Consider the following 12,351-nt stretch of genomic DNA (forward strand, 5'->3'; position numbering starts at 1 on the left):
CCGCTGTCCCCCGGACATGCCACGTCCCCGTAGGGGTTCACGTCCGGCCGGCACAGCGCGTACGTCACCGTCACCGGACGCGCATCCGGCGTCACCGCCAGCGCCGTGAACGTCACCGGCGGCGGCGGCGTGGAGGCGTTCGGATCCAACGCCAGCTCCGGCGGCTCCGCCTTGATGCCGAGCACGCGCACGCTGCGAATCTCACTCTGGGCGTCGAAGTCGGGGCCGCTGCACGCGGCGGCCCCCAGCAACGCAAACACAGACATCAAAACGGGAGTGCGCATGGCGTCAGAAGGCTCCCTTCAAGCCGAGCACGGGCAGGATGGGCAGGCCCTTGAAGTACTCGCGCTTGGAATAGTTGTAGTTGTAGGCCACGCCCTCGACCGACTGGTTGTTGTACGCGTTCGTCAGGTCCAGGTAGAGGTCCAGGTTCCACGTGTCGAAGACGAGGTTCTTGTCCACGCGGATGTCCAGCTGGTTGAACGACGGCAGCCGCTGCGAATTGACCAGCCCGTAGTACGGGATGAACACGTCCGTCGTGTCGTCGCGCTTGGAGCCCAGCACCGGCGTCGTCGGGTTACCGGACGCGAAGCGGAACCGCGCGCCCACCTCCCAGCCCTTCGGCAGCTTGTAGCTGGCGATGGCCGTCAGCACGTGCGTCTGGTCGTTGTCGAACTTGCGCCAGCGCGCCCCCGGCGCGTCCCGGCGCTCGCTGCGGGAAAGCGTGTACGAAATCCAGCCGAACAGCCGGTCCGTCAGCGCCCGGCGCACCAGCAACTCGAAGCCATAGATGCGCCCCACGCCGCCGTTCTTCAGGTTCTCCGGCACGGACTCGCCGTCCCGCACGACGCGCGCGTTCGAGCGGACGATGAGGTCATCCAGGTCGTTGTAGAAGACCTCGCTGCCCACGAACCACTCCGGCCGCGCCTGCCACTCCGCGCCCACGCTGTACTGGAGCGACCGCTTCGCCCCCAGGTCCGGATTGCCGAACCCCGTCGACGGCTCATCCTGCACCGGCGGGCTGTGGTAGACGCCCGCGCCGCCCTTCAGCGTCAGCGTCTCCGTGAGCGCGTAGCGCACCGCGAGCCGCGGGTTCACCGTGCGCTTCACCTCCTGCTGTTCCGTGAAGATGTAGCTCTCCGTGCGGATGCCCGGCACCACCAGCAGGTCCTGGATGGGCCGCCACCGCACCTCCGCCCAGGCGGACGGGTAGTACTGGGTGAACTTCCCGTCGATGTTGATGAGGTCCTCCGTCACCAGCGGCGACGGCGGCTCGCCCTCGCGCGGCGGCTGCTGGATGCTGGCCGTCACGTTCGCCAGGTTCGCCACCACGTCCAGACCGCCCGCGACCGTCACGTTGTCGTTGAACGCGTACTCCACCGTGGGCCGCAGATACAGGTCCGTGGACGCGATGCGCAGCCCGCGCTCGCCAATCTGGAAGTCCAGGATCGTGTTGCCCACGAGCCCGTGCGTGTCGAGCGTCAGCTTGCCCTCGCGGAACTGGTGCCGCAGGCGCAGCTGGTTGAAGCCCGTGGTCACGTCCAGGCCGCCATTGACGGACGGGTCGCCGTCCGCCGGCTGGTCCAACAGCAACGCCAGCCGGTCTCGAGACGTCAGGCCCTGCAGCGTGAAGGTGTGGCGGCGGCTCGGCTTCCACACCAGCTTCGCCTGCGCGTCGTAGTAGCGCGGCGCCACCTGGAGGCTGTCGTCGTCGAACGGCACCGCCTTGAGCACCAGGTCGATGTACGAGCGCCGGCCGCCAATCGCGAAGCTCAGCGTGTCCGTGATGGGGCCCTCCACCACCGCGTTGGACTCAATCAGGCTGATGCCCACCGTGGCGTGGAGCCGGTCCGTGCGGGGCTCGCGGCTGCGCACGTTGATGACGCCGCCGGTGATGTCGCCGTAGTACGCGGAGAAGTTGCCGGGCAGGTAGTCCACCGCCTCCAGCAGGTCCGAGTTGTACACGGAGGTGAGCCCACCGAAGTGGTACAGGATGGGGATGCGCAGGCCGTCCAGGAAGACGCCGGACTCCTGAGGGCTGGTGCCTCGGATGACCAGCGCGCCGCCGTTGAACGCGGGCCGCGCCACGCCCGGCAGGTTCTGCACCACCTTGAGCGTGTCACCCTGCGTGCCCGGCACGCGCTGCACCTCCGCCACCGTGATGGTCGTGCGCGTCACCTCCTTGCGCTCGCGGTCGCTGCGGACCACCGTCTCGTACTGGCTGAAGATGCGCTTCTGCACGTAGTACGTGGCCCGCGTCTCCTTGCCCTCTTCAATCGTCTCCTGCGTCTTGAAGCGGTCGTAGTTGCCCATCACCACGACGACCGGGTGCGTGCCCACGGGGACGCCCCGGAAGGCGAAGCGCCCTTCGCCGTCCGTGACGGTGGAGCGGTCCAACTCCGTGAGCACCACCTCCGCGCCCACCAGGGGCTTGCGCGTGCCGCGCTCCAGCGCCTGGCCGCTGAAGTTCACCGGCCCCTGCGGCTCCGCGACGCCGCCGTCCGGCGAGGCCTCCGGCGGCGGCTCCGGCGCGCGGAAGACGAACTGGTAGGCGTACTGGATGCGCACCGGCGCGGGGACGTTGTCCACCTCCGCGGGCTCGAACTGGAACTGCTTCACCGCCTCCGTGGCGGCCTCGTCGAAGCCGTGGCCCGCGGGCTGGGTGATTTCGACATTCGTGACGGCGCCCGTCTCCGAGATGTCGATGAACATCACCACCGTGCCCTCGAGCTGCTGGGCGGCGGCGTCCGGCGGGTAGGCCGCTTCGACCTGACGCAAGAGGGCTGGCGGCTTCGTCAGCACGCCCGAGGGGGCGCCAGCATCACCGGCGAGCGATCCTGCGTCCGGAGCCTGTGCCACGGCTCCGGTCGCAAGCAATACACAGACGACGCAGAGGAGCGTTTTCATGAAGGGTGCGCGGGTCTCCCGCGCCCCCTCCTAGCGCCCCCCGAGGCTGGGAGCGAGCACGATTTCGATGCGCCGGTTCTGGCTCTTGTGCTCCGGCGTGTCGTTGGGGACGAGCGGCTGGTACTGCCCGTACCCCGCCGCGGACAGCATGGTCGGGTCCACGCCGGAGTCCTGAAGCGAACGGACCACCGCCATCGCGCGCGCCAGGCTCAGCTCCCAGTTGGTGGCGAACTGTCCGCCGCCGGTGGGCACGTCGTCCGTGTGGCCCTCCACGCGCACGATGCGGCCCTTCACCGTCTTGAGCGCGTCGGCGATCTTCACGAGCGCGTCCTGCCCTTCCTTGCCCACGCGCGCGGAGCCGGACGCGAAGAGGATCTTGTCCTTGAGCTGCACGGTCATCCGGCCCTTCATCTCCGACAGCTCGATCTTGCCGTCGGAGATCTCCTGCTTGAGGGACTGGGCCAGGTTCTCGTACTCGGAGCTCTTCTTCTCCAGCTCCTCCTTCGCCTGCGCGAGCTTCTTGGCGTTGCGCCCCAGCTCGTCGTTGAGCGCGGCCAGCTGCGCGTTCTTCTCCTCCAGGGCGCGGCGCTCGGCCGCGGCGCCGGTGAGGCGGTTCTCGGAGGCGTCCAGGCGCGTCTGCAGCGCGGTCTTCTCCTGCTCCAGCGCGGCCTGCTTCTCCTCCAGCTCCTTGATCTTCGCCTCGGCGGCCGCGCGGGCCGCCTTCTCATCCGTGAGGTTCTTCGTCAGCCCCTCCGCCTCCAGGGCCTTCTCGTTGAACTTCCCCTGCGAGACGCAACCCGTGGAGAGGGCAACGAGGGCAGCCAGAACCAGACGTGTCCGCATAGGTGCGATTCCTCCTGACAAGGATGTTGGTGGGTCCGAGATTACCGCTCTCAGGCCCGCAGCCTAGGAGAAACGCGCATCCAATTTGAGGCCAAACTTCCCCGCCGAACGAGCGGCCTTACTTGGGGAAGATGGGGTGGGTGTCCAGCCAGGAGCTGAAGAGGGCGTCGGCGAAGGGCTTGCCGGGGATGTGGACGCCGCCGGACGCGCCTCCGGAGACGTGGAGGCCGGAGCCGGGCAGGTAGGTGAGGACCAGGTCGTCGCCCTTGCGCACGTCATGGAGGGACGACAGGAGCTTCTCCAGGGACTGGTTGAGGGCGTCCTGGCGCATGGCCGGGTTCTGGCGGAGGCCCTCGCGGAAGCTGCCCACGAGCTGGTCCTTGGTGATGGTGCGCAGGAAGCGGAAGTGCAGGCGTTTCAGGCTATTGGAGGCCACGGCCTCCTTGAAGCAGGTGGGCTCCTCCTCCATGTAGAGGCTCCACACGTACACGTTGAAGAAGAGCTTCTTCTTCAGCTCCATGTGGGTGAGCGCCAGCGTGCGCCCCTCCACCTGGAGGGAATCCGGCATGTTGACCCCGCCCGCCTGTCCCGCATGGGCGGCAGCGCCCACCAGCAGGAGCATCCCCAGCGCGACCCCTCGCGCTCCCTTTGTCCACACCGTCCCCGTCATCGCCTTCCCCTTCACCCTCTTCCCAAATCCGGTGATCGCAACGGTGTGCATGCTCTGGAAAACCGCCACCGGCGGCGATCATTGGTTTGTGCACCATTGGACGGCAACCGGAGGCCCAAGGCAAGGCTGTTGGGGGTTCAAGTGACTCCCCGGTTGGCGGGCGGACCGGACGGATGGCGCGGGGTGTCGTGAAACCCGGGAGGCGGGTTTAGCCGGAGAGGCGGCCCCCGGCCAGGGCAGAATGGCGGGATGGACCTGGCACGTGGGTTTCGGGGACTTCTGGCGTGGGGCGTCGTGGTGCTGACGGGGTGCGCGGGGGCGAACTACGAGGGGGTGGGCCGCCGCTGCACGTCCTGCACCGTGGAGCCCATGCCCACGTCCCTGCCTCCGGGGACGTTCGTCGAGTACCGCATCGACACTCTGTATATGACCGACCTGCGAGCGACCTTCACGGTGCTCCGCGAAACCCAGACCGAGCGTTGGGTCGAGGTGCGGATGCGGCGCGAGGCCCGTCCCGAGGAATTGCTGAAGGGGCTGTACGACCGGCCGCTCATCTTCGTCATGCAGCTCCAGCCGCTCCCGGAAGGACCTTCCAATCCTCCATTCCAGACGCGGTTCGCCACGGATGAAGAGCGTTTCGTGGGCCCGGAGCGGCTCCACAGGTCGGTGACCGCCACGCCCATGAAGCTCCAGGTGAACGGAAGGACCTTCGAATGCGAGGACCATGCGTACCAGATGGAGCCACCGCGCTCCGGACGTGGCTGCATCCGCGCGAAGGATCCCCGCGTCCTGTTCGCGGGTGGGGTCTTCTTCCTGGAGGAGCACTACAACGATGCGCGGTGGCCCTCGCTGCGCATCCAACTGCTCGATATGGGGCAGCGGAAGGTGGAGGCTTCGGATGGAGTCATCGCGATCCGTTCAGGCCAATCCGCGACCTATGTCCGCTCCGACGGGTTGAGTGTCACCCATACCTGGACGACAGGTCCCACGCGCGTGCGTCACGTCCAGACATACCTGTCACAGGACATGCCCCTCCCGGGTAACGACTCTGACTGGGAAGGCACCCTGCTGGATGTCGTGACAGCGCTGGCGGACAAGAGCGGCTGGCGCTACCGGCCCCTGCCGGACTCCAATGCGCGGACCGAGGTCCAGGTGAACGGAGAGGCCATCCGCGTCTTTCAACGCAGGCTTTCAGACCGGAACGGAGGAGATGAACCCTATGACATCATCCGCTCCTATGTGGACGATGTCTGGCAGATGAAGGACGCCCCCATCTGGATCCGGCTCTGGCCCCTGACGGCGCAAGGCAACATTGGACAGAGGCCTGTTCATCACTGGCTGAAGGAATGGAAGTAGCCGTTCCTGCCGCCGGAGGGTCCTACGGCCCAGAGAGCCTGGAGCGATGAGTCAGGAACTCAGCGACTCGCGGTATTCGTCCACGAGCTTCCAGAACAGCAACCACACATCGTGTTCGCGTCCAGCCGCTTTCACGACCATGGAGATGGGACCCGCAGACGCGCTCCAGCCTCTCGTCTCAGCGAGATACTCCGCAGTGAATAGCCGCGCAGGAGATGCTCCAGGTTCCGCAACTGCAACACCCGCTGAGAGTCATCGCCGCTCACATACTTACCGGCTCCAGCCGCACGCCCGTGACATTGGCCTCGTGGACCGGCACGTTCAGGAAGGCCATGACCCGCCCATGCTACTCCACCGCGCGGAACGTCACCTGGAACGCAATGTTTTTGCGTGCGCGAGACATCAGCCGGTAGACGTGCCCCGCCTCATCCAGTTTCTCCAGGCTCATGTAATCGTCGTATGTGATGAACCGGGCAATGCGCCAGATCTCCGAGTCGAACTCAGGACCCGCGGGGCCGGTGACAACGTGGTTCCCGCCGTCCTCCATCGTCCGCTTCCAACCGGGTTTGAGGAGGAAGTCGAGTTCGATGGAGACGCCTTGCAGGGAGCTCTCTTCCCAGGTGCGCGCCATCGTCGCGGCGCGGGCCAGGACGTAGCCTCGCTCGAACTCATACAGGACGAGCTCACCCGCGAGGACCTTCTGCGTCCAGACGGCATCCAACGCCCGCTGCGCGCAGCGCTCGGCGGTTCCGGCCATCCCCGCCCGCCATTCGCGGATGTCGACGAGCACGTTCTGCGTCCCGAGCCTCTCGAGGGACCACTCCTCCGCGCCCTGGAAGTCAAACCAGACGGTTTCGCGGGTGTGCAGGACCAGCTCCAACTGCAGGAACATCTTCTCCCGGTCCATCCGTACGCCCGTGACCTTGGCGTCGTGGACCGACACGTTCAGGAAAGCCATCGTGGGGAACAGTCTGTCACCCAATGGCCCCATGCGGGGAAGAGCCGGCGTAGGCTCGCCGTCCATGAGCGCTTCCGTCCATTTCCGCACCTGCAATCTCTGTGAAGCCATGTGCGGCGTGCGCATCGAAGTGGCGGATGGGCGCATCACGTCCATCAAGGGGGACGCCGAAGACCCGTTCAGCCGGGGCCACATCTGTCCCAAGGCCGTGGCGCTCCGCGACCTGCACGAGGACCCGGACCGGCTCCGCCATCCCATGAAGCGCACCGCTTCCGGCTGGGAGCGCGTGTCGTGGGAGGACGCCTTCCGCGACATCACGCAGCGGCTCCATTCCCTCCAGAAGGAGCACGGGCCGAACGCAGTGGGCGCGTACCTGGGCAACCCCAACGTCCACAACCTGGGCGCGATGATGTTCGGCCCCCAGCTCCTTCGCGCGCTTCGCTCGCGCAACCGGTTCTCCGCCACCTCCGTGGACCAGCTGCCCCACCAGCTCGCGGCCCACCTCATGTTCGGACATCAGCTGCTGGTGCCCATCCCGGACATCGACCGAACGCGGTACATGCTCGTCCTGGGCGCGAACCCGCTTGCGTCCAATGGCAGCCTGATGACCACGCCGGACGTGCGCGCCCGGCTGCGTGCCATCCAGGAGCGCGGCGGCAAGGTCGTCGTCGTCGATCCCCGCCGCACGGAGACGGCGGTCATCGCCGACCAGCACGTCTTCGTCCGGCCCGGCACCGATGCGCTCGCCCTCTTCTCCCTGCTGCATGTCGTGCTGGAGGGGAATGCGCACCGCATGGGCCGGCTCGCGGCGTTCGTGGACGGGCTGGACACCGTGCTGCCGCTCGTCCGGGACTTCCCTCCGGAGCGCACGGCCCCGCACACGGGCATTGCACCCGACGTGCTTCGAGGCATTGCCCGGGACTTCCTCGCCGCGGACGGGGCCGTCTGCTACGGGCGCGTCGGCGTGTCCACGCAGCCGTTCGGCTCGCTCTGCCAATGGCTCATCAACGTCCTCAACATCGTCACCGGTAATCTGGACCGTGAGGGCGGCGCTCTCTTCACCCTGCCTGCCTTCGACCTCATTGGCGGGCCTCGTGCGTTCGGCGTCAGCCCTGGCAGCCATGGCCGCTGGAAGAGCCGGGTTCGCGGCCTGCCGGAGTCCTCCGGTGAGCTTCCCGTCGCCGCGCTCGCGGAGGAGATCCTCACCCCGGGCGAGGGCCGCATCCGAGCGCTCATCACCCTGGCCGGCAATCCCGTGCTGTCCACGCCCAATGGCACGCAGCTGGACACCGCGCTGGGACAGCTCGACTTCATGGTGAGCGTGGATCCGTACCTCAACGAGACCACCCGCCACGCCCACTACATCCTGCCTCCCGCGTCGCTGCTGGAGCGCGGGCACTACGACCTCGTCTTCCATGTGCTTGCCGTGCGCAACACGGCGAAGTATTCGCCGCCGGTGTTCCCGGCCGGTCCGGACTCGCTCCAGGATTGGGAGATCCTCCTGGAGCTCCAGCACCGGCTGGAGACCCTGCGCAAGGGGCGGAGTGTTCGCGCAACGCTTCAGTACCAGGCCCTCAAGCGGATGGGGCCGGAGCGCATCCTCGACCTGGGCCTTCGCCTGGGGCCCTATGGCTCACGCTTCCATCCGCTCAAAAAGCAGGGCCTGTCGCTCGCGAAGCTTCGCGCCACGCCGCATGGAATCGACCTGGGCCCGATGAAGCCCAGCCTGCCCGGCCGGCTCCGCAACCGAGCCAAGCGCATCCAACTGGCACCGGAGCTGCTCGTCGCGGACGTGGCCCGCCTCCGCGCCGCGTTCCCGGACGACGCGGCACCTCGCGAAGGCGAGCTACTGCTCATTGGCCGGCGGCACCTGCGCGACAACAACTCGTGGATGCACAACGTGCCGGGGCTCGTGAAGGGCCGTCCCCGCTGCACGCTCATGGTCCACCCGGACGACGCCTCACGCATAGGGCTCGCGGATGGCGCCAACGCCACCATCCGCTCGCGCGTGGGGGAAGTCACCGTGCCCGTCGCGGTCACCGCCGATGTGATGCCCGGCGTCGTCAGCCTGCCGCACGGCTACGGCCACCAGCGCCCCGGCATCCGCCAACAGGTCGCCAGCGCGCACGCGGGCGCCAGCATCAACGACCTCACGGATGATCAAGCGCTGGATGTCGTCAGCGGCAACGCCGCGTTCAGTGGGACACCGGTCCAGGTCCGACCGGCCTGAGCCCCCGAACATCCGGGGTGTACACCGCCGGTCTGACGCGGTTCCTCGAAACGTGTCCGACTGTCGGACAAGTTTCCGCCCGGATGGGGCGGAGGCGCTCCGGCCACGGTCCTCCCAAACCTGTCCGACTGTCGGACAAGTTTCTGCCGCGCGGCTGAAGCGGGGACACCCGGCCACGGTCCTCCCAAACCTGTCCGACTGTCGGACAAGTTTCCGCCGCGCGGCTGAAGCGGGGAGACCCGGCCACGGTCCTCCCAAACTGTCCGATTGTCCGACAGGTTTCCGCCACATGGACCGCGCGGAGGCTCCGGCCACGGTTCGCCCAAACCTGTCCGGCTGTCGGACAGGTTTTCGCTCCCCGGGTGGACCCGGCGGCCCTGGCCGCAGTCCTTCAAAAGCTGTCCGACTGTCCGACAGGTTTCCGTCGCCCGGATGGAGCGGAGGCTCCGGCCACGGTCCTCCCAAACCTGTCCGACTGTCGGACAAGTTTCCGCCGCGCGGCTGAAGCGGGGACACCCGGCCACGGTCCTCCCAAACCTGTCCGACTGTCGGACAAGTTCCCGTGGTTCGGCTGAAGTGGCGGCCCGGCCACGGTCCTCCCAAACCTGTCCGACTGTCCGACAGGTTTCCGAAGTTCGCCGCCGCCGGGGCGCCCCCGCGGGAGTTCTCACCTTCTCAACGAGACTCCAGGTCCGAGGACCTGGGACCGGTCTGACCGATGCAGTGGCCCCTCGCCACCTGCATGTTCACGGCGATTGTGTCGTCACGGATGCCGCCCGCCCGGCGTCCGTTCTGTCAGGGCGTCAGCGAGCGCGGCGATGTGCCGTTCGTCGGTGCCACAACATCCGCCGAGCAGGCGCGTGCCGAACTCCGCATGGACGCGGGCCATCTCCCGCGCGAAAGCGTCCGGGGTTTCGCTGTCGATCTCCGCGCGCCCTTCGAGTTCTTCGGGCGAGAGGCGGGAGGTATTGGCCTGCAGGCCCACCACCCGCGTGCCGAGGATGGGCAAGTTGGCCAGCTGGCGCGACAGGCCCTCGCGGAAGATGGAGGGGTGGACGCAGTTCACCATGTACGCGCTCGGGCGCGCTCCGGGCAGGGCGTCGATGCGCGCCACGGCCTCGGCCAGCGGGGTTCCGTCGAGCAGCGTCCCGGTGGGACGGAGGATGAAGCTCAGCAGGAATGGCGCCCCCGTGCGCGCCATCGCCAGGGCGAGGCCCTCGGCCTCCGAGAGGGCCGGCAGCGCCTGGGCCACGAGGAAGTCCACCCCGGCGCGCGCGAGCGCTTCCACGTGCGGCGCGTGGAAGGCCGTGGCCTCCTCGCGTGGGAGCGCTTCCTCGGGCCGGTACGCATCCCCGCGACACCCGACGAGCCCGCCGATGAAGACGCCCTCGCCCCTGCTGCCCACCTCCTCGCGCAGGCCCGCGAGCAGCCCCACCGCCTCGCCGAAAACGTCGCGGCCCGTGAGCCCCGCGCGCGCGAGCCGCTCCGCGTTCGCGCGCCAGGTGGGCGTGAGGAGGAGCGTGGGCAGGCCGTGACACAGACCGATGTCTCGATAGTCGCGGTAGATGCCTGCGAGCGCCTCGCGTCCCTCCGGATTGAAGAGGAGGCCCGCGTTGGCCACGTGCGGATCCAGCAGTCCCGCGGGGTGGCGGCGCAGGCGCTCGACCACGGAGCCCTCGGTGAGCACCCGAGGGGCCTCGTGCAGGGCTCGAAGAAATGGTGCGTGGTTCGCCAAGCCACCCATCAGCGCGTCCCCGTCATCTTCAGCATCCTCCGAAACCTCTTCTTCCCTTCAGTTGTACGTGTTGCGTCCCGCCATGACGCCGCCGTCGACATCCCAGATTGCGCCGGTGACCCAGCAAGCCTCGCTCGACAACAGATGGGCAATGGGCCGTGCAACCTCCTCCGCACGGCCCACGCGGCCCAGCGGATGGAAGCAGTTGAACCCCTGGAGCGTACCGTGCACCTTCTCCTTCGGGATGAAGCCCTCGTAGATGCGCGTCTCGACCACGGCGGGCGAAACCGCGTTGACGAGGATGCCATGGCCGGCCAACTCCATCGCCAGGTGCTGCGTCAGCGAGTGAAGTCCTCGTGGCGCTGGCCCGCGGCATCATGGCGCATGACGACCTCGCGGCCGGACGGCGGGGGCGCCTGTTCCCGGAGGTCGAGTTCCCTTCCGTGCTCGCCGACTCCGTCGTCCACCGGCCCGAGTGCGCCACCCTCCCGAGGCGGGTGGCGCTTCGCGACTGGCTCGTTCGCGAGGCGTCCGCGCGCCAGGCCCTGACGGACAGGACCTAGCGGTACACCGGCGCGGGCAGCACGGGCGGCACCACCGGCGCGGCGGCCGCCACCTTCGCCTTCGCGCGCCACACCAGCGGCGTGAGCGCTCCCACCAGCACGAACACCGCCTGCACCGTGTGCGCGAGCAGCGCGATGGACATCGCCTTCGCGGCCGTCGTCCCCATCGCTCCGGCCGCCAGCGAGAACATCCCGTCCGTCACGCCCACCTGCCCCGGCACCAGCGAGCCCATCGCCAGCGCCACCAGGTAGAGCCCCTGCGTGAACAGCGCCTGCACCAGCGTCGTGTCGATGCCCACCGCGTGCGCCAGCACCGCGTACTGCATCACCTGCAACACCCGGCTGCCCAGGAACGCCATCATCGGCCGCCACGGACACAGCCCTCCGGCGCACACCGATGCCTGGAACGCCTCCGCGTGCTCGCCCCACTTGCCGCACCGCCTGCGCATCCACGCGCCCAGCCGCTTCGCACGGAGTCCCGCGCGCACGCCCAGCGACGCGAGCAGCAACACGACGCCGTGCACCAGCATCGCCACCGTGAACGCGCTCCAGCCCGTCATCAGATAGGCCGCCAGCGCGCACGGAAACGAGATGAGCCCTCCGGCTCCCAGCGACGCGGACTGCGACGTGGCCGCCGCCGCCGTCGCGGACGCGCCTCCCGTGTACGGCGTCAGCAGCGTGGCCTTCGTCGCCTCCGCCGCCGCTCGGCCCGCGGGCGCCATGCTCGACACCGCGGTTCCAATCAACTGCGCGCGAACCAACACCGACAACGGCACCTGCCGTGCACGCGCGCCATAGGACAGTCGCGTCGCCGTGGCGTCGCACGCCTGCCGTCCCATTTCGATGAACACCACCCAGGGGAGCAGCGGCAGCGCTTCCAGGAGCGTGGTCTTCAGCTCGCCCGCGCCTGCCTTGTGCACCAGGGCCCCCAACATCCCCAGGCCGCCCATCGCGAACACCGGCTTGAGGACCGTCAGCAGCCTGCGTCTCCAGACGCACGGTGAGGCGGAAAGCCCCTCCCTTGCGACGGCCCCCGGCCCGGCCAGGGCCCCTTCGTGGTGCACGTTGCTCACACTCGCCCTCCTCGCC

9 protein-coding genes and 2 pseudogenes are annotated in these 12,351 nt (G+C 68.4%); 3 read left to right on the top strand and 8 right to left on the bottom strand.

The features are described from left to right. The 4 genes and pseudogenes from D7W82_RS34495 to D7W82_RS34510 all read right to left on the bottom strand — a co-directional run. Positions 1–284: pseudogene (locus D7W82_RS34495) on the bottom strand (hypothetical protein); the annotation flags it as partial. A gap of 4 nt (positions 285–288) precedes the next feature. Continuing rightward, positions 289–2,907 carry a TonB-dependent receptor domain-containing protein gene (locus D7W82_RS34500; RefSeq protein WP_120622372.1) on the bottom strand — a complete coding sequence of 873 codons (2,619 nt, stop codon included), beginning with the start codon at positions 2,905–2,907 and terminating at the stop codon, positions 289–291. A gap of 30 nt (positions 2,908–2,937) precedes the next feature. Further along, positions 2,938–3,750 carry an OmpA family protein gene (locus D7W82_RS34505; protein WP_120622373.1) on the bottom strand — a complete coding sequence of 271 codons (813 nt, stop codon included), beginning with the start codon at positions 3,748–3,750 and terminating at the stop codon, positions 2,938–2,940. Positions 3,751–3,868: 118 nt separating this feature from the next. Further along, on the bottom strand, positions 3,869–4,420 hold the full coding sequence (locus D7W82_RS34510; protein WP_120622378.1) for a chalcone isomerase family protein: 552 nt from the start codon (positions 4,418–4,420) through the stop codon (positions 3,869–3,871). 249 nt (positions 4,421–4,669) lie between these two features. Here D7W82_RS34510 and D7W82_RS34515 point away from each other — a divergent pair, with 249 nt between their 5' ends. After that, positions 4,670–5,776, top strand: coding sequence for a hypothetical protein (locus D7W82_RS34515; protein WP_147439699.1), 1,107 nt, complete (start codon positions 4,670–4,672; stop codon positions 5,774–5,776). A 346-nt stretch (positions 5,777–6,122) separates the two neighbouring features. Here D7W82_RS34515 and D7W82_RS34520 read toward each other — a convergent pair whose 3' ends face one another. Further along, the gene (locus tag D7W82_RS34520; RefSeq protein ID WP_120622375.1) at positions 6,123–6,800 is read right to left on the bottom strand and encodes a hypothetical protein; all 678 of its coding nucleotides are present in this window, start codon (positions 6,798–6,800) and stop codon (positions 6,123–6,125) included. Between D7W82_RS34520 and D7W82_RS34525 the strand changes: the two genes are divergently transcribed. Further along, positions 6,799–8,964, top strand: a complete 2,166-nt coding sequence (locus D7W82_RS34525) for a molybdopterin oxidoreductase family protein (protein ID WP_120622376.1) — start codon at positions 6,799–6,801, stop codon at positions 8,962–8,964. The two genes, D7W82_RS34520 and D7W82_RS34525, sit on opposite strands and share 2 nt — an antisense overlap. A 763-nt stretch (positions 8,965–9,727) precedes the next feature. Here D7W82_RS34525 and D7W82_RS34530 read toward each other — a convergent pair. Together D7W82_RS34530 and D7W82_RS34535 are read right to left on the bottom strand one after the other, a co-directional pair. Continuing rightward, positions 9,728–10,708, bottom strand: coding sequence for a homocysteine S-methyltransferase family protein (locus D7W82_RS34530; protein WP_120622377.1), 981 nt, complete (start codon positions 10,706–10,708; stop codon positions 9,728–9,730). 48 nt (positions 10,709–10,756) lie between these two features. Beyond that, a pseudogene (locus tag D7W82_RS34535) lies at positions 10,757–11,062 on the bottom strand (SDR family NAD(P)-dependent oxidoreductase); the annotation flags it as partial. On the opposite strand from D7W82_RS34535, the gene D7W82_RS34540 reads away from it, so the two are divergent. Continuing rightward, on the top strand, positions 11,056–11,262 hold the full coding sequence (locus D7W82_RS34540) for a hypothetical protein (protein ID WP_233588114.1): 207 nt from the start codon (positions 11,056–11,058) through the stop codon (positions 11,260–11,262). The pseudogene D7W82_RS34535 and the gene D7W82_RS34540 sit on opposite strands and share 7 nt — an antisense overlap. Here D7W82_RS34540 and D7W82_RS34545 read toward each other — a convergent pair. Further along, a partial coding sequence (locus tag D7W82_RS34545) for a lysylphosphatidylglycerol synthase domain-containing protein (protein WP_370451114.1) occupies positions 11,259–12,351 on the bottom strand: 1,093 nt, incomplete at its 5' end. The two genes, D7W82_RS34540 and D7W82_RS34545, sit on opposite strands and share 4 nt — an antisense overlap.

Source organism: Corallococcus sp. CA049B, assembly GCF_003611685.1.
GTDB lineage: Bacteria > Myxococcota > Myxococcia > Myxococcales > Myxococcaceae > Corallococcus > Corallococcus coralloides.